We start from the raw sequence: 16,914 nt of genomic DNA, 5'->3' as shown, positions 1-16,914 counted from the left end.
CGTGAACCAGGGCAAGCGCTACACCGCCTACCGCTTCAAGAACAGCGACGGCAAGGTCAGCTACTTCAGCGAGGAAGGTCGTCCGCTCACGGGCTCCTTCCTGCGCATCCCCGTCGACTTCACCCGCATCTCCTCGCAATTCAGCGCCGGGCGCATGCATCCGATCCTCGGCAAGATGCGCGCGCACAAGGGCGTGGATTACGCGGCGCCCTCGGGTACGCCCATCCACGCGGCAGGCGATGGCGTCGTGAAGTTCCGCGGCTGGATGAATGGCTACGGCAACTTCGTCGTTATCCAGCACAACGCCACCATCAGCACCGCCTACGGCCACATGTCACGCTTCGCGAACCTGCGTGTCGGCCAGCGCGTGAGCCAGGGCAGCACCATCGGCTACGTCGGCATGACCGGCCTGGCCACCGGTCCGCACCTGCATTACGAATTCCGCGTCAACAACATGCAGCGCGATCCGCAGACGGTCACGCTGCCGAAGCCGGAACCGCTGCCGGCGGCTCAGCTGGCGAAGTTCAAGAAGGAAGTGGTCGGCCCGCAACTGGCCCGCCTCAACCAGGTGGACAACAATATCAAGCTCGCGCGCAACGACGCCGGCCAGCACAGCGCAGACTGATCCATGGCACCCACCATGGATGGTCTCTATCTCGGGCTCATCTCGGGAACCAGCGCGGACGGCATCGATGCCGTGCTGGTCCGCTTCACGGAAGGCCGTCCCGGCCTTCTCGCTGGCTTGACCCACCCCTGGAACGACGCCCTGCGCACGCGCATCCTTGCCGTGGCGCAGGATGAACTCCGCCTCGACCTGGATGCCTACGGGCAACTCGATGTCGCCGTGGGCCATGCCTTCGCGGAGGCCGCGCAAGCCGTCATCGGCGTGGCGGGTGTCGCGGCCGGCGATGTGCGCGCGATCGGTTCCCATGGGCAGACGATCCGTCACCGCCCCGGCGGTGACCACCCCTTCACCTTGCAGATCGGCGATCCCTCGGTGATCGCCGAACGCACCGGCATCGACACCGTGGCCGATTTCCGCCGCGCCGACGTGGCCGCCGGAGGACAGGGCGCCCCCCTGGTTCCCGCGTTCCACGCCACCGTGTTGCGTCCCGAGCGTGGCGTGCGCGTGGTGCTCAACCTCGGCGGCATCGCCAACGTCACCCGCCTTGGCGCGACAGGCGACGTCACAGGGTTCGATACAGGCCCCGCCAACGGACTGATGGATGCATGGTGCCTGCGCCATCGCGGCGAACCCTTCGACCGTGGCGGCCTCTTCGCCGCGTCGGGACAGGTCGACGAATCGTTGCTCGCCGAACTTCTCGACGACGCCTATTTCACCCTGCCGCCGCCCAAGAGCACGGGGCGCGAACACTTCCATCTGGCCTGGCTGGACGCGCACCCGCGCGTCGCCGAGTTGTCGCCGGAAGACGTTCAGGCCACCCTGCTTGCGCTCAGCGCGGTATCGGTGGCGGAGGCGATCGAACGCCACGCTGCCGACGCGGTGGACGTGGTGGCCTGTGGCGGCGGCGTGCATAACACCGCATTGATGCACGCCATCGGTGCGCGGCTGGAAGGGCGGCCCTTGCTGGCGAGTTCGGCGTTCGGTATCGATCCCGATGTCATGGAAGCGATGGCGTTCGCATGGCTGGCGTATCGGCGCGTGCGTGGCGAGCCAGGCAACCTTCCGGCCGTGACCGGCGCGCGGGGACCGCGCCTGCTGGGCGCGCTGTACGCCGCACCCTGACCAACCGTCTTGTTGGTGCTAGAACGACTCGGTGGACTTGACCGGGCGCGTGGCGGCATCGGCCAGGGTCGACGGCGAGGCCTGGGCCAGTGCGGAAAGGGCTTCCTGGAAGGCCGCCTGCTCTTCCGCGTCCCACGCGCCGGTCAGGTGCGCGATGTCGCCGGGCTCGAGCAATAGCTCGTTGAACACGTCGCCAGGACTCAAGCCGAGTCCATAGCGCAACGCGTGCAGGATCACCTCATTGATCGACCAGCGTCGTTCGCGCGCGAGCGTTTTGATGCGCTCGGCCATCTGCTCGTCGATGTGTCTTACAACGATATCCGGCACGTGCGTCATCTCCTCGCGCATGCCCCCTGTGGCGGCGATATTACACAGTTTTGATCGCTTGCGAAGATAGGTCGTCCGGCTTATCCCGCCTCGGCGGGACGCGGCATGCGGCGCCACAAGAGGGCGAGCACGAGCAGGGTCGGGACGATGGAAACGGTGCTGACCACGAACAGGGACGCATAGCCGGAGTCCTTTACCAGGAAGCCCGACAGCCCTCCGATCAGCTTGCCCGGAAGATTGGCCAGCGCGCTCAGCAAGGCGTACTGCGTGGCGGTGAAACTGCGATTGACCAGGCCTGACATGAAGGCGACCAGCACCGGACCCGCAAAACCTTGCGCGAAGTTATCGCCCGAAAGGGTCGCCACGAAGGCCCATGTCTGACCCGGATTGGTCGCCATGATCAAGTAGAGCATGTTCGAAAGCGCAACACCGATAGCGGAGACGACCAACAGCCGCCGCATCTCGAAGCGCGTCACGGCCCAACCGCCCAGCAAGGCACCGACGATGCCCACGATCACCCCGTAGACCTTCGACACCTCCGCGATCTGCGTCTTGCTGAAACCCGCGTCGAGATAGAACGGATACGCCATCACCCCGAGCATCTGGTCGGGAAGCCGGAACAGCGCGACGAAAAGCAGCAACCCCAGCGCCAGGCCCAGGCCATAACGGGAAAGGAAATCGCGGAACGGCCCGACGAAACCCTCCTGCACGGCCACGCGCAACGGCACACGCTCACGCACGCGGTGCTCCGGTTCGCGTGCGACCAGGACCGTGATGAAAGGAATGACCAGCAGGGCACAGATGGCGACATAGCCGCCTTGCCAGCCGAAGGCGTCCGCCACCAACAAGATGCCGGCACCGCCCGCGATCAGGCCGAAGCGATAGCCGAGGGTATACGTAGCCGCGAGGGCACCCTGCGCCTCCTGTGGCGCGATCTCCACGCGATAGGCGTCCACGACGATGTCGATCGTCGCGCCCGCCAGTGCGGCGACGCCGGTCACGACCATGAAGCGTGGAAGCGACACGTCCGGCGGCATCGCCGCCATCCCGAGCAGGCCGGCCGCCAGCAGCAGCAGGGCGAACATCAGCCAGCCGCGGCGCAGGCCGAGCCGGCCGAACAAGGGCAGGCGGAACTTGTCCACCAGCGGCGCCCACAGGAACTTGAAGTTGTAGGCGAAGGTGACGTAGCTCGCGATGCCGATGGCACCGTAGTCCACGCCCGATTCCTTCAGCCATGCCGACAGCGTGTTACCGACCAGCAGGAAAGGCAGGCCGGACGCGAGACCGAAGAACAGCATGGTCACCGCCCCGGGTTGGGCGAACGCAGCGGCTATGCCACGCAACCCCTTGTAGCGAACCGCTCCGGTCCCGGCCGCCTCGCTCACTCCGCGTAGTCCACGGTGTAGGGCGCATGGTCGGAGAAGCGCTCGTCACGGTAGATGGCGCAATCGCGCAGGCGCTCGCGCAGACCCGGCGTGACGATCTGGTAGTCGATACGCCAACCCACGTTGTTCGCGCGGGCCTGACCGCGGTTGGACCACCAGGTGTATTCCACCGCGTCGGGCTTGATGGCGCGGAAGCTGTCCACCCAGCCGATCTCCTTGAACAGCAGGTCGAGCCAGGCGCGCTCCTCGGGCAAGCAGCCCGAATTCTTCTGGTTGGACGTCCAGTTCTTGATGTCGTTCTTGGTATGCACGATGTTCCAGTCGCCACACAGCACGTAATCGCGCCCGCTCGCGGCCCACTCACGCAGGATCGGCGTCAGCCACTCCATGATCCGGAACTTGTACTGCTGGCGTTCGTCACCGGAGGACCCGGAGGGGATGTAGAACGAGACCACGCTGAGGTTTCCGTAGCGGGCCTCGATGTAGCGCCCCTCGCAATCGAAGTCTTCCCTGCCCAGCGAAACGCGCACCTCGTCCGGCTCACGCCGGGAGTAGATCGCCACGCCGCTGTACCCCTTCTTGCTGCGGGCATCGTGGTAAAAGCAATGGTGGCCGTCCGGACGGAACATCGGATCGGTGAGCTGCGATTCCTGCGCCTTGGTCTCCTGCAGGCAGACGACATCGGCGTCCTGTTTGCGTAGCCACTCGAATACGCCCTTGGTGGCGGCGGAGCGGATACCGTTGGCGTTCAGCGAAATAATGCGCATGGGACCTTGATCGGGTGTTCGGCAATCCGTGCATCATAACCTCCTATGAATCCACCCATTCGCGTCCTTTCCGTCGACGAAACCCTGCGTGCCGCCGTGCTCGCGCTGGACGTCCACCCCGATCAGCGGCCGTTCGTCGGCTACACCCGCGACTCGCTCGCCGACGTGGCGGTGTGCCCCGGCAGCGAGGCGCTCGCCTTGCTCCACGGCGATGCGGTGGTCGGCTACGTGCGCATCGATCGGCGAGCCTCCGCACTGGCGGATCATCCACTGGCCCCCGGAGCGGTAGCACTGCGCAGCTTCCTCATCGATGCCTCGCGGCAGGGCCAGGGCCTCGGCCGCGCCGCCCTTGAAGCAATCCACGCATACGTCGCCGGGCGCCATCCGGATCGCGAGCGGATCCTCCTCACCGTGAACGTGCGCAACGAGGCGGCGCTGCGTGCCTACCGACGCGCCGGCTATCGCGACAGCGGCGGGTTGTACCATGGCGGCAGCGCGGGACCGCAGTACGTGTTGTGGTATCCGCTTGGCCCTTCGATCGATTGAGAGATTCCCGTGCACGACTACCAGCGCGAATTCATTGAACTCACCCTCGCCCGCGATGTGCTCCGCTTCGGCGACTTCACGCTGAAATCCGGCCGCAGCAGCCCCTACTTCTTCAACATGGGCCGGATCGACAGCGGCGCCGCGCTCGCCCGCCTCGGCCGCGCCTATGCCGCGGCCGCCATGCGTTCGGGCGTGCCCTTCGACATGCTCTTCGGCCCGGCCTACAAGGGCATCGCCCTGGCCGCCGCCACCGCGATCGCCCTGGCCGATACGCAGGACCGCGACGTGCCATGGGCTTACAACCGCAAGGAAGCCAAGGGCCACGGCGAAGGCGGCACGCTGGTCGGCGCCCCCTTGCGGGGACGCGTGCTGATCGTCGACGACGTGATGACCGCCGGCACGGCCGTGCGCGAGTCGCTGGAACTGATCCGGTCCCAGGACGCCGAGCCGGCCGGCGTGCTCATCGCGCTCGACCGGCAGGAGCGCGGCCAGGGCGAACGCTCGGCGGCGCAGGAAGTCGCGGCGCAGTTCGGCATCCCCGTCATCGCCATCGCCACGTTGACCGATGTCCTCACCTACGCCGGCGAGCGGCCGGAGCTGGCGGCGGAACATGGCCGACTGCTCGCTTATCGGGAACGCTACGGCGTGAAGGCGTGACCTGAAACGGCGACTGCGTCACGCGATCCACGCGACGTGCCGGCCTCACACAACCTGTGGCCGCCCGCTGGCTATACTCCGCGCACAGGAGGGGAAACCATGCGAGCAGCGCGTTACATCCTGGCGGGGGCGGCACTGTGCATCGGCGCGGCCGCTTTCGCCCAGAAGAACACCGCCAACAACAACGCCTACCGCTATCGCTGGAAGGACGCCTCCGGGCAGTCGTACTTCAGCGACAGCCTCACGTCCGACGCGATGAAGGCCGGATACGACGTGGTGAACAGCCAGGGCATGGTCGTGCGCCACGTCGACCGCCAGCTCACGGCGGACGAACGCGCGGCGGCCCGCAAGGTCGCCGACGCGCAGGCGGCGGCCCAACAGGCGCAGCAGCAGCGGCAGCGTGAAGATGCGCAGATGCTGAACGCATACCCGGACGAAGCCGCGTTCGCCGCCGCGAAAAGCGCCGAGGTCGACAACTTCGAACAGGCCGCGCGCACCACGCGATTGAACCTGCAGGGTCAGGAGAAGGCCCTGGCCGACCTGCTCAATCGCGCGGGTGACCTCGAGCGGGCCAAGCAGCCGGTGCCGAAGTACCTCGGCGATCGCATCGCAGAGCAGCGCAACACGGTGGCTTCCCTCCGGGCGACGCTACAGCGCCAGCAGGCGGCCAAGGATGCCGCCAAGGCGAACATGGAAGCGCAGCTTCGCCACTATCGCGAACTGAAGGCAGCGGACACCGCGAACGGCGGCCGCTGACAGCGGCCCCACCTCAGAACGGCAGGGCCAGGCTCCGGTCCACCGCCAGCAGGCGCAGGCGGAAGACCTGCTTGATGCGCTCCAGCGCCTTGCCGTTATCGGCATCGAAGCGGAAGACCAGCGCGGGTGTCGTGTTGGACGCCCGCACGAGGCCCCAGCCATCGGGCCAATCCACGCGGATGCCGTCGATCGTCGTCACGCGGGCGTCGTCGAAGGTCGCGGAGGCGCGGAAAGCCTCCATGAAGCGGAACGGCGCACCCTCCTCCATCGACAGCTTCAGCTCCGGCGTGGACACGCTCTTGGGCAGGCTGTCGAAGAGTTCGGCGACGCTGCGCTCCTCCAGATCACCCGCGACGATCTCGAGCAAGCGTGCCGCCGCATAGATGCCGTCGTCGAAGCCATACCAGCGGTTGTTGTCGGCGAAGAAGAAGTGACCACTCATCTCACCGGCCAGCGCCGCGCCGGTCTCGCGCATCTTCGCCTTGATCAGCGAATGGCCCGTGCGCCACATCAGCGGCACGCCCGCGGCTTCCTGGATCACGGGGCGAAGATGCCCGGTGCATTTCACGTCGTAGATCACCGTGGCACCCGGGTTTCGCGCCAGCACATCCTGGGCGAACAACATGAGCAACCGGTCGGGGTAGATGATTTCGCCAGTCTGGGTCACCACGCCGAGCCGGTCGCCGTCGCCATCGAAGGCGACGCCGAGATCGGCGCCCACGGTATGCACCGCGGCGATCAGGTCGCCGAGATTGCGGGGATCGGATGGGTCGGGATGGTGATTCGGGAAGCGGCCGTCGACATCGCAGTACAAGGGAATCACCTCGCAGCCGATGTCCTCCAGGACCCGGGGCGCCACGAGCCCGGCCACGCCATTCCCGGCATCCACCACGACCTTGAGCCGGCGCTCGGCGGCCACATCGCCTGCGATACGCGAAACGTAGGCCTCCACCACCGGTTGCTCGCGCCAGGTTCCGACGCCGTCCGACGGCAGGCGGTTCTCCACGATGCGCCGGTGCAGGTCGGCGATGGCATCCTCGGCGAGCGTCTCGCCGCCGATCACGATCTTGAATCCGTTGTGATCGGGAGGGTTGTGGCTGCCGGTCACGGACACGCCGCAGCCCGTGCCGAAATGGTAGGCGGCGAAATAGACCAGGGGGGTCGGCACCATGCCCAGGTCGATGACGTCGATACCGGCCGCGCGCAGTCCGTCCGACAAGGCACCCGCGAGTTCCGGCCCCGACAGCCTGCCGTCCCTGCCGACCACGATCTCGCGCAGGTCGCGCTCGGCCATCAACGCGCCGATCGCCTGGCCGATGCGGTGGGCCACGCCGGGGGTCAACGCGCCACCGGCGACGCCACGGATGTCGTAGGCGCGGAAGATGGAGGCATCCACCTCCTCCGGGGCACTGGCACTCACCACGGGACGTGGCAGCGCGGTCGCGGTCGACGGCGCCGGTGGCAAGCGCGGCTTGCGTACCACGTCGGCCACGAGCACGGGCTCCTCCGGCTCGGGTTCCTCGGCCACGACCGGTCGCCGGCGCAGGGCCCATAGAAGGGCGGCGCCACCCCCGAACCCGACCAGGGCCAGCAGCGCAGCGAGCGCCTCGGAGTGGGGAATGACGATGAAGGCACGCGGCATCGCGGCGAACACATACAGCGAGGTACCCGCCACGCGTTGCCCTTCGGCCTCCAACTCGGCGGAACGCGAGCCGTGCGAGAGCAGCGACAAGCTGTCGTGCCCGTCGCCCTGGCGCAATTCGATACGCCCCGCTCCCGGCGAGGCGGCCTCGAACCGCGCCGCGACGTCGTCGAAGGGATACTCGAGCCAGATCCACGCGCGCACGCCGCCGTCGGCGGCCACGGGCTCCACCATGGTCAACCGGCGCTCGTTGCCGTGCAGCGAAGTGGATGCGGGCGGTATCTCGCTGGCCCCCAGCGCGGCCATCAGCTGAGCGGCCTTGGCATAGCCGAATTCGCGGTAGTTGGCGCGCACGACCTCGTCCAGGCCACCGCTGTACACCTCGACCGCATGCACACCCTTCAGTTGCGCGCGCAGCCGTTCGGCCACCGCCACGCGATCGTCGGTCGTCCCGGCGAGGCCGCTTGCGGCGAGCGCGCGCTGTACCTGCTGGCGCTTGCCGGCGATCAGCTCGTCGAGCGCCTTGACCGTTTGCCGCTGCGCCGCCCGCGTCCGCTCTGCCGCATCGCCCTCGTCGGCGATCAACCAGGCCTGCCACGCGGAGAACGCGCCGGCGACCAGCAGTATCGTCGCACCCACCAGGGGCAGCAGACGTCGCAGATCGATCCGGAGCGCAAGCCCCGCCCCTCCCTCTTTCCGAGCCATGGTGCCCCTTGTGTCGTCTCGGCCGATCAACCGATACCGGTGGAACCGAATCCTCCCTCGCCCCGCTGCGAGGGGGTGAATCCGTCGACGACGCGCAAGCGCGCCCGTCCCACCGGCACCAGCAACAATTGCGCAATCCGGTCGCCTGGCGCGATGGTAAGGGTCGCGATCCCGCGGTTCCAGCAGGAAATCATCAGCGGTCCCTGGTAGTCGGCGTCGATCACGCCTACCAGGTTGCCCATCACCAGGCCTTGCTTGTGCCCGAGCCCCGAACGCGGAACGATCAGGGCACACCACGCCGGATCGCCGATGTGAATGGCCATGCCCGTCGGCACCAGCAGGCTTTCGCCCGGCGCCAGCGTCACTGGTGCCTCCACCGCCGCGCGCAGGTCCATGCCGGCGCTACCCAGGGTGGCGGGCTCGGGCAGGGGAATGGAGTCGCCCAGGCGGGCGTCGAGGATCTTCAGTTCGATGTCGATCAAGGAGTGGTTCCGGAGCCGGAGAGGAATCGTTCCGCGATACGCGCGACCAGGCGGCGGGCCAGTTCGGTCTTGGGCATCTCGGGCAAGGTGTCGTCGCCATCGCGCCAGTAGACATGCAGGGCGTTGTCGGCCACTTCGAAACCCTTGCCGCCGCCCACCTCATTGGCCGCGATCATGTCGATGCCCTTGCGCCGGAGTTTTTCCTGGGCATACGCGGCAAGCGCGCTGGTTTCCGCCGCGAAGCCGACCAGGAAAGGACGCTTCGCCCGGGCCGCCAGTGCCGCGATGATGTCGGGGTTTTCGGTGAGTTCGAGCCGCAATGGCGCGCCGTCGGCTTTCTTCAATTTGTGGGCCGCCGCTTCGAGCGGGCGGTAGTCGCCGACCGCGGCGGCGCCGATGTAGATGTCCGCGGCGGATGCCTCCGCGAGCACCGCCTCGTGCATCTGCCGGGCGCTGCGCACATCGATACGGCGTACGCCGTGCGGCGTGGGCAGGGAGACGGGGCCTGCCACGAGGGTGACCTCCGCGCCGGCGTCGCGCGCGGCGGCCGCCACGGCAAAACCCATGCGACCGGAGCTGCGATTGCCGATAAAGCGCACCGGATCGATGTCCTCGTAGGTCGGCCCCGCGCTGACCACCACCGTGCGCCCGCGAAGCGGCTGCTCGCCGAACGAGGCCACCAGGATGTCGCGCAACTCGTGCGGTTCCAGCATCCGCCCGGAGCCGATATCGCCGCAGGCCTGGTCGCCATCCGCCGGTCCGAGCACGCCCACGCCGCGCACGCGCAGCGTGCCCACATTCGCCTGCACGGCCAGGCTGGCCCACATCTGTTGGTTCATCGCCGGGGCAACATAGACCGGCGCCGCCGTGGCAAGGACCACGGTGGAAAGGAGGTCGTCGGCGAAACCGTGCGCGAGCCGTGCCAGGGTGTCGGCGCTGGCAGGCGCGATCAGTACGCGCTCGGCCCAACGGGCCAGTTCGATGTGGCCCATGGCGGCTTCGCCCTGCTCGTCCCACAGGCTCACCCGCACGGGCTGCCCCGATAGCGCCTGGAAGGTGGTGGGCGTGACGAAGTGCGTGGCGCCCTCGGTCATCACCACGCGCACTTCCGCCTCGAGGTCGCGCAGCCGGCGCACGAGTTCGCAGACCTTGTAGGCGGCGATACCCCCGGTAACGCCAATCAGGATGCGACGCTGGCGAAGAGTCATGACGAAACGACGCTGTTCGGAAGGCACGTTAGCTTAACGGATTTCCATCGCATGACCGGCGCACGATTTTTCAGAATCGTTCTATCGTCATGCACCCGTCGCAACTCTATGTTGTAGGTCGCGCCGCGACTCTGTCGGCAAGACATCAAGGTAAACCGATGAAGCACGGGCCCGATCGCCCCTCCGCCGTCCGAGATGCCTCGATGGCACCCGTGGCCTTCCGGCCCCAGCCCATTCGCCAGTGGGCGTCCCACGACCGGCCCCGGGAGCGCCTGCTCACCCATGGCGCCGCCGCGCTATCCGACGCCGAACTGCTCGCCGTCCTGCTCGGTAACGGAAGCGTGGGCTGCGACGCCGTGGCGACCAGTCGCGCCCTCCTTTCCTCGGCGGGCAGTCTGGGCAAGCTGCTTGCCGATCCGGGCCACGTGGCGCCGGTGGCCGGCGTGGGCCCGGTAAAGCGGGCGCGCCTGATGGCGACGCTGGAACTGGCGCGGCGTGCCCTGGGCGAAGGGCTCGTCGACCTCCCCCGCCTGGAAAGCCCGCGCGACAGCGCCCAGTACCTCCGGGCGAAGCTGTGCCACCTGCCATACGAGGTATTCGCCTGCCTGTTCCTCGATACCCGGCACCGCGTCCTCGCCTACGAGCAACTGTTTCGCGGCACCATCGACGGCGCCAGCGTCTACCCACGCGAGGTGGTCCGCGCGTGCCTCCGGCACCACGCCAGCGCCGTCATCCTCGCCCACAACCACCCTTCAGGCGTCGCCGAGCCCAGCCGGGCCGATCGCGACATCACCCGGACCCTGGTGGATGCGCTCGGCCTGATGGAAATCCGCGTGCTGGATCACATGATCATCGGCCAGGGCGAACCCGTCTCCATGGCCGAGCGCGGCCTGCTGTGAGCAGGAAGCAAAAAAAAACGGCGCGAGTGCCGCTCGCGCCGTTCTGGGTCACCTTTCGAGGGAGGGGTGGGTAACCCGCCGTGCCTTGGGCCGGGGAGACACCGGGCACGAAACGAATTGTGACGATGAGCGATGACAGGTCCGTGACGCGTCGCTTCAACGCCGATGACGGCCTTGCAAATTCCGACTTATGCACATTGGGCCAAATCCTCACTTGGCCGTCACAGCTGTTGCCAGCGCACAGATCAATGATCTAAGCATATGAATAGTAAGGAAATTAGATATTACGAATCCATGTCATCGACCCCGCTCCGCCGAAGACCATCAAAAACCGTCGTATTGCCCACAGAGTTATCCACAGGCTGTGGATGAGGCGAAACCCGCCACGACCGGCCGGCTCGCCCCTTCTGATAGGATTGCCGGTTCCATATCCGCGCCGCGTATTCCGTGAAACAAGAGCTGAAACAACTCGTCCTGCAGGCCATCGGTGCGCTGCGGGAGTCCGGCAAGCTGCCGTCCGACTTCGTCGCGCCCACTTTCGTCATCGAACGTACCCGTAGCCGCGAGCACGGCGACTTCGCGACCAATGCCGCGATGATGATGGCCAAGACCGCCGGGCGTAAGCCGCGCGACATCGCCACCGACCTGGTCGAGGCGATGCCGGCGTCTCCGTGGGTCGGCAAGGTCGAGATCGCCGGGCCCGGTTTCATCAATTTCTTCCTTGCGCCGGCCGCTTTCCACGCCGAGATCGTCCGCGCCCTCGGCGAAGGCGACCGCTATGGCCGCAACCGGGATGGCGCCGGCCGCACGGCGGGCGTCGAATTCGTCTCGGCCAACCCGACAGGCCCGCTGCACGTCGGCCACGGCCGCGCGGCCGCCATCGGCGACAGCCTAGCCCGCTTGCTGGACGCGGCGGGCTGGAAGGTATTCCGCGAGTTCTATTACAACGACGCCGGCGTCCAGATCGCGAACCTGGCCCTCTCGACGCAGGCACGGGCCAAGGGCATCGCTCCGGACGAGCCCGGCTGGCCGGAGTCCGGTTACCGTGGCGACTACATCGCCGAAGTGGCGCGGGCCTTCCTGGCCGGCGAATCCGTCGAGGCCGATGGCGAAACCGTCACCGCCAGCGGTGACGCCGACAACCTGGACGATGTGCGCCGCTTCGCCGTGGCCTACCTGCGCCATGAACAGGACCTCGACCTCAAGGCCTTCGGCGTCGGCTTCGACGTCTATTACCTGGAGTCGTCGCTCTATACCGAGGGCAAGGTCGAGGAAACCGTGCGGGAGCTGGTCGCCCACGGCCACACGTACGAGGAAGGCGGCGCGCTCTGGTTGCGCTCCACGGATTTCGGTGACGACAAGGACCGCGTCATGCGCAAGTCCGACGGCACCTATACCTATTTCCTGCCGGACGTGGCCTACCACCGCACCAAGTGGCAACGCGGCTACGAACGTGCGATCACCGAACTCGGCTCCGATCACCACGGCTCCCTGGCACGCGTGAAGGCCGGCTTGCAGGCGCTGGACGCGGGCATCCCGAAGAACTGGCCCGAGTACGTGCTGCACCAGATGGTCACCGTCATGCGCGGCGGCGAGGAAGTGAAGATCTCCAAGCGTGCCGGTTCGTACGTCACCTTGCGCGACCTCATCGACGAAGCGGGACGCGATGCCACGCGCTACTTCCTCATCGCACGCAAGGCCGATTCGCAACTGGTGTTCGACATCGACCTGGCCCGTTCGCAAAGCAACGACAACCCCGTGTACTACATCCAGTACGCCCATGCGCGCGCTTGCCGCGTGTTCCGCGAACTGGCCGATCGTGGCCTGTCCACCGACCGTGGCAACGGCCTGGCGAAGCTCGACCTGCTCGCGACAGAGCACGAGTCGGCGCTGATGGTGCAGCTGTCGCGGTATCCGGAAATGGTCGAGGCCGCGGCGGCCAATCTGGAACCGCACCTGATCGCGCAATACCTGCGTGAACTCGCGGGCGAGCTTCACAGCTACTATCACGAGCACAAGTGGATCGTCGATGACGCCGACCTGCGCGATGCCCGCCTCGCCCTGGTGGCGGCCACGCAGCAGGTGCTCAGGAACGGTCTGGATCTGCTGGGCATTTCCGCCCCGGAGAGCATGTAATGGCAACACGCAAGAAGGGCAAGGGCCGTCAGGCCGTCCGCAACGGCTCGAGCGGCATGCCGGGCTGGAGTTGGGCGCTGATCGGCATCCTCGCTGGCGCCCTGCTCATGGCTTTCGCGATGCGCGGCACCTGGATGCCGATGATGCGCCAGCAAGATGGCCCCGCGCCTAACCCGCAGGCCACCGCGCAGAAGGGTAGCGACCCGGGCGTGGTGGATCAGGCCGAACCGGAGAAACCGAAGAAGCCGTCGTACGACTTCTACTCGGTGTTGTCCGAGAAGGAAGTGCGGATTCCCGATGCGGAGATCCGCGCGCAAGCCAGCGCCGAGGCACAGCAAAAGCAGCAGCAACAGCAGGCGGCGCAACAGGCGGCGGCACAGCAACAGGCCTCCGCGGCACAACAGGCGCAAGTCACCGCGGCCGCCTCGAACCTGCCGAAGGCGACGACGCAGACGGTCACCGCCGTGCCGGCGCAACAGCCGCCCGCGGCCGCGTCCGGTGGCTCGGGTTATCTCCTGCAGGTCGGTGCGTTCCCGAGCGCCGCCGATGCAGAAGCCTTGAAGGCCAAGCTTGCATTGCAGGGCTTCGTCGCAAACGTGCAGTCGGTGAAGGTCGGCGCGCAAACGTACAACCGCGTGCGCCTTGGCCCGTTCAAGTCGGCGACGGAACTGGAAGGCACCAAGCAGCGCCTTCAGTCGGCGGGCATCAGTGCCATCGCCTTGAAGGAAGGTGGCTGAGTCGTCGACTCAGCCACCTCCGGACCAGGCGAGGTTCGCGCGAAGGATTACGCCGGGCGCTTCAGCCGGATCAATGCCGAGATGTCGTCGTCGCCGTAGCCCTGGGCCATCAACTCGCCGAAATCGGCCAACGACTGCTCGATGATCGTGCGATCCGTCCCCGCCTCGCTGGCGATGCCACGGACGATGCCGAGATCCTTGTGCAGCAAGGCCAGCTTGAAGCCCACCGAAAACTCGTTGCGCAACATCGTCGCGCCTCGCTTGTCGAGAAACCAGTTTCCGGCGGCGCCCGCGGCGAGCGTGGGGATCAGGCGTTCCGCTTCCAGGCCGAGGGCTTCGCCCAGGGCCAGCCCTTCCGTCACGGCCTGGGCGATGCCCGCGACCAGCACCTGGTTCACCGCCTTGGTGGCCTGTCCGCTGCCGACCTGGCCCATGTGCGTGATGCGTAAGCCGTAGGCTTCCAGCACGGGCCGGGCGCGCTCCAGAACGCCTGTGTCGCCACCGACCATCACCGACAGCTTGCCGTTCTTCGCGCCCTCGACGCCGCCCGATACCGGGGCGTCGAGGAAGTCCGCGCCTACCTCGGCCAGGATGCGCGCCGCCCGGGTGGCGGTGGCCGGCGCGACCGTCGAATGGTCGATGACGATGGCGCCCTTCTTCAGCGAAGGCGCCAGCGCTTCCACCACGCCGATGACGTCGGCATCCGCGCTGACGCATAGCGCCACCACGTCGCACGAGGCGGCGATATCCGCCAGGGCGGGAGCGGCGACGCCAAGTTGCTTCGCCAGCGCATCGGCCTTCGCCTGGCCGCGGTTGCCGACGGCGGCCAGCAGACCCTTTGCGTGGAGATGGCCGGCCATGGGCGCGCCCATCGCGCCCAGTCCGATGAAAGCTGCCTTGAGGGTCATGCGCCTGCCCCGGTGGTTTCCGCGAGATACGTATAGCCGGTAAGGCCCTTGTCCAGCGAGGCGGCCAGCGTCTCCGCCTCCGTGCCGACGATACCCGCCGCCGCGATGCGCTCGGCATAGGTCTGGCGCAGCGCCTTGAGATCGTAGCCGACGTAGTCGAGCATGAGGTCCGTCGTATCGCCATGACGGATGTGCGCGAACTCGTAGCCGTCCTTCGTGGCACGGACATTCACCGCGTCGGTATCGCCGAACAGGTTGTGGATGTCGCCCAGGGTCTCCTGGTACGCACCCACCATGAAGATGCCGAGGCGATACGACTCGTTGTCCTTCAGCGGATGCAGCGGCAGGCTCACGTCCACGCCTTCCGCGTCCACGTAATGATCGATTCGGCCGTCGGAATCGCAGGTGAGGTCGGCGATGACACCGCGGCGCGTCGGCTCTTCGTCCAGCCGTGAGATCGGCACGATCGGGAAGATCTGGTCGATCGCCCAGATGTCCGGCACCGATTCGAAGACGGAGAAGTTCACGAAGTACTTGTCGACCAGCTTCTCGTCCAGGTCGTCCAGGGCCTGCCGGTGGGCACGCTCCGCCGGAAGCAGGCGCGGCCGCACCGCGTTGGCGATGGCATAGAACAGTTCGTCGAGCCGCGCGCGATCGCGCAGGTCGAGCTGACCCAGCGCGAAGAGGGCCTGGCCCTCCGCAAAATGGTGTTGCGCCTCGTGGAAGAGTTCCAGCGCCGGCCGGTGGTCGAGTTCGGCGTGGGTCTCGCGCAGGTGGCGAAGCACCATCGGCTCGCCCTCGCGCGCCGCGGGAATGGCGCCCTGCGGGAGCGACTCCACTTCGCTGACGTTCACCACCATCACCGCGTGGTGCGCCGTCATGGCGCGTCCGGACTCGGTGAAGATCACCGGCGCCTTCATGCCGTGCTCGGCCACGGCCTCGGCCAACGGCTGGATGATGCTGGCCGCGTACTGTTCGAGGCTGTAGTTGATCGAGTTGTAGCTGCGCGATCGCGTGCCTTCATAGTCGACGCCCAGGCCACCCCCGACGTCGACGATCTCGAGCGGCACGCCCAGGCGATGCAATTCGACGAAATAGCGGACAGCCTCGCGCATGCCCGCGGCGATGTCGCGGACGTTGGAGATCTGCGAGCCCATGTGGAAGTGCTGCAGCTTCAAGGTGTGCTTGAGCCCCGCGGCCTCCAGGCGCTGGATCAGCTCCAGCACCTGGCCGGGGCTGAGGCCGAACTTGCCTTTGTCGCCACCCGTGTTCTGCCACTTGCCGGCGCCGATCGAGGACAGGCGCACGCGCACGCCGAGCAGTGGCTCGACATCCAGCGCCTTGGCCTCGGCGAGGACGTGGTCCAGTTCGGACAGCTTCTCGATGACGATGTGCACGCGCAGGCCGAGCTTGAGGCCGATGAGCGCGAGGCGGACGTATTCCCGGTCCTTGTAGCCGTTACAGACCACCATGCTGCCCGGCCGCGCGTGGGCGAGTACCGCCATCAACTCCGGCTTCGAGCCGGCTTCGAGGCCGAAGCCCTGCTCGCCGGCGGCGACCAGTTCGCTGACCACGCCGCGCTGCTGGTTCACCTTGATCGGATAGATGGCCGTGTACGAGCCGGCATAGCCGGCGTCGTCGATCGCCTTGGCGAAGGCCTGCTGCAAGCGGGCCAGGCGGTCGGCGAGGATGTCGGGAAAGCGCACGAGCAAGGGCAGGCGCAGGCCTTCGGCGGTCGCCTTGGCGACGATGGCCGGCAGGTCGAGTGCCGGGCCTTCATCGCCGCGGGGGCGCATGAGCAGATGGCCGTCGCCGCCTACGTCGACGTAGCCGTTGCTCCAGTGAGGGATCGCATAGGTCAGCTTCGCGCGATCGATGGTCCAGTTCGTCATGGGTGTGACGATCTCCAAGTGATTGTGTCGTGTCCCCGGAAGGGGGCGCGGAACAGTCGCAGCGGCGAACCTTGACCTGAAGCGGGCCTGGCGGCCGGGAGCCTCGCACGCCGCGGGGCC

16 protein-coding genes (1 of these 16 only partly in view) are annotated in these 16,914 nt (G+C 67.2%); 8 read left to right on the top strand and 8 right to left on the bottom strand.

Annotation, left to right across the window (positions count from 1 at the left end; genetic code table 11):
* A protein-coding gene (locus J2T07_RS08200; protein ID WP_306848874.1) for an OapA family protein crosses the window boundary here: on the top strand, positions 1–625 show its 3' portion. It extends 830 nt beyond the left edge of the window; the window shows 625 of its 1,455 coding nt (coding positions 831–1,455); its start codon lies beyond the left edge, outside the window; its stop codon occupies positions 623–625.
* Positions 626–628: 3 nt separating this feature from the next.
* Positions 629–1,747, top strand: a complete 1,119-nt coding sequence (locus tag J2T07_RS08195) for an anhydro-N-acetylmuramic acid kinase (protein ID WP_430539329.1) — start codon at positions 629–631, stop codon at positions 1,745–1,747.
* Between the two features lie 18 nt (positions 1,748–1,765).
* Here J2T07_RS08195 and J2T07_RS08190 read toward each other — a convergent pair whose 3' ends face one another.
* The 3 genes from J2T07_RS08190 to J2T07_RS08180 all read right to left on the bottom strand — a co-directional run bounded on the left by J2T07_RS08190 (position 1,766) and on the right by J2T07_RS08180 (position 4,226).
* Positions 1,766–2,074 (bottom strand): hypothetical protein, encoded by a 309-nt coding sequence (locus tag J2T07_RS08190; RefSeq protein WP_306848872.1) that lies wholly within the window; start codon positions 2,072–2,074, stop codon positions 1,766–1,768.
* Between the two features lie 80 nt (positions 2,075–2,154).
* Positions 2,155–3,459 carry an AmpG family muropeptide MFS transporter gene (locus J2T07_RS08185; RefSeq protein ID WP_430539328.1) on the bottom strand — a complete coding sequence of 435 codons (1,305 nt, stop codon included), beginning with the start codon at positions 3,457–3,459 and terminating at the stop codon, positions 2,155–2,157.
* Positions 3,456–4,226 carry an exodeoxyribonuclease III gene (locus tag J2T07_RS08180; RefSeq protein ID WP_306848871.1) on the bottom strand — a complete coding sequence of 257 codons (771 nt, stop codon included), beginning with the start codon at positions 4,224–4,226 and terminating at the stop codon, positions 3,456–3,458. Before J2T07_RS08180 ends, J2T07_RS08185 begins: the two co-directional genes overlap by 4 nt.
* Before the next feature lie 45 nt (positions 4,227–4,271).
* Here J2T07_RS08180 and J2T07_RS08175 point away from each other — a divergent pair, with 45 nt between their 5' ends.
* The 3 genes from J2T07_RS08175 (at position 4,272) to J2T07_RS08165 (ending at position 6,185) form a co-directional block, all read left to right on the top strand.
* Entirely contained in the window at positions 4,272–4,772 is a 501-nt protein-coding gene (locus J2T07_RS08175; RefSeq protein ID WP_306848870.1) for a GNAT family N-acetyltransferase, read from the top strand.
* A 9-nt stretch (positions 4,773–4,781) separates the two neighbouring features.
* Positions 4,782–5,429 (top strand): orotate phosphoribosyltransferase, encoded by a 648-nt coding sequence (gene pyrE, locus J2T07_RS08170; protein WP_306848869.1) that lies wholly within the window; start codon positions 4,782–4,784, stop codon positions 5,427–5,429.
* Positions 5,430–5,528: 99 nt separating this feature from the next.
* Positions 5,529–6,185 carry a DUF4124 domain-containing protein gene (locus J2T07_RS08165; RefSeq protein WP_306848866.1) on the top strand — a complete coding sequence of 219 codons (657 nt, stop codon included), beginning with the start codon at positions 5,529–5,531 and terminating at the stop codon, positions 6,183–6,185.
* A 13-nt stretch (positions 6,186–6,198) separates the two neighbouring features.
* Here the strand turns inward: J2T07_RS08165 and J2T07_RS08160 are convergent, their stop codons facing one another.
* Genes J2T07_RS08160 through coaBC form a run of 3 tightly spaced genes read right to left on the bottom strand, consistent with a single transcriptional unit; the run spans position 6,199 to position 10,222 of the window.
* On the bottom strand, positions 6,199–8,532 hold the full coding sequence (locus J2T07_RS08160; protein WP_306848864.1) for a phosphomannomutase/phosphoglucomutase: 2,334 nt from the start codon (positions 8,530–8,532) through the stop codon (positions 6,199–6,201).
* 26 nt (positions 8,533–8,558) lie between these two features.
* Positions 8,559–9,014: a dUTP diphosphatase gene (gene dut, locus J2T07_RS08155; RefSeq protein WP_306848862.1), complete on the bottom strand. Its 456-nt coding sequence runs from the start codon at positions 9,012–9,014 to the stop codon at positions 8,559–8,561.
* Complete coding sequence (gene coaBC / locus J2T07_RS08150; protein WP_306848861.1) at positions 9,011–10,222, bottom strand: bifunctional phosphopantothenoylcysteine decarboxylase/phosphopantothenate--cysteine ligase CoaBC; 1,212 nt, start codon at positions 10,220–10,222, stop codon at positions 9,011–9,013. Before coaBC ends, dut begins: the two co-directional genes overlap by 4 nt.
* A 203-nt stretch (positions 10,223–10,425) precedes the next feature.
* On the opposite strand from coaBC, the gene radC reads away from it, so the two are divergent.
* From radC to J2T07_RS08135, 3 genes are all read left to right on the top strand, one after another.
* Positions 10,426–11,121 carry a RadC family protein gene (radC, locus tag J2T07_RS08145; RefSeq protein WP_306849512.1) on the top strand — a complete coding sequence of 232 codons (696 nt, stop codon included), beginning with the start codon at positions 10,426–10,428 and terminating at the stop codon, positions 11,119–11,121.
* A gap of 447 nt (positions 11,122–11,568) precedes the next feature.
* Positions 11,569–13,257: an arginine--tRNA ligase gene (argS, locus tag J2T07_RS08140; protein ID WP_306848860.1), complete on the top strand. Its 1,689-nt coding sequence runs from the start codon at positions 11,569–11,571 to the stop codon at positions 13,255–13,257.
* A complete protein-coding gene (locus J2T07_RS08135) occupies positions 13,257–13,994 on the top strand; it encodes an SPOR domain-containing protein (RefSeq protein ID WP_306848859.1) in 738 nt (245 codons plus the stop codon). The genes argS and J2T07_RS08135 overlap by 1 nt, the downstream gene beginning before the upstream one ends.
* Before the next feature lie 47 nt (positions 13,995–14,041).
* Here the strand turns inward: J2T07_RS08135 and J2T07_RS08130 are convergent, their stop codons facing one another.
* Together J2T07_RS08130 and speA are read right to left on the bottom strand one after the other, a co-directional pair.
* Entirely contained in the window at positions 14,042–14,902 is an 861-nt protein-coding gene (locus J2T07_RS08130) for an NAD(P)-dependent oxidoreductase (RefSeq protein ID WP_306848858.1), read from the bottom strand.
* Positions 14,899–16,794 (bottom strand): arginine decarboxylase, encoded by a 1,896-nt coding sequence (gene speA / locus J2T07_RS08125; RefSeq protein ID WP_306848857.1) that lies wholly within the window; start codon positions 16,792–16,794, stop codon positions 14,899–14,901. The genes J2T07_RS08130 and speA overlap by 4 nt, the downstream gene beginning before the upstream one ends.
* Positions 16,795–16,914: the final 120 nt, after the last annotated feature.

The sequence above is a fragment of the Luteibacter jiangsuensis genome, assembly GCF_030812295.1.
GTDB lineage: Bacteria > Pseudomonadota > Gammaproteobacteria > Xanthomonadales > Rhodanobacteraceae > Luteibacter > Luteibacter jiangsuensis_A.
Note: the sequence above shows the minus strand (reverse complement) of the source record. Positions and strands in the feature narration are given on the sequence as shown.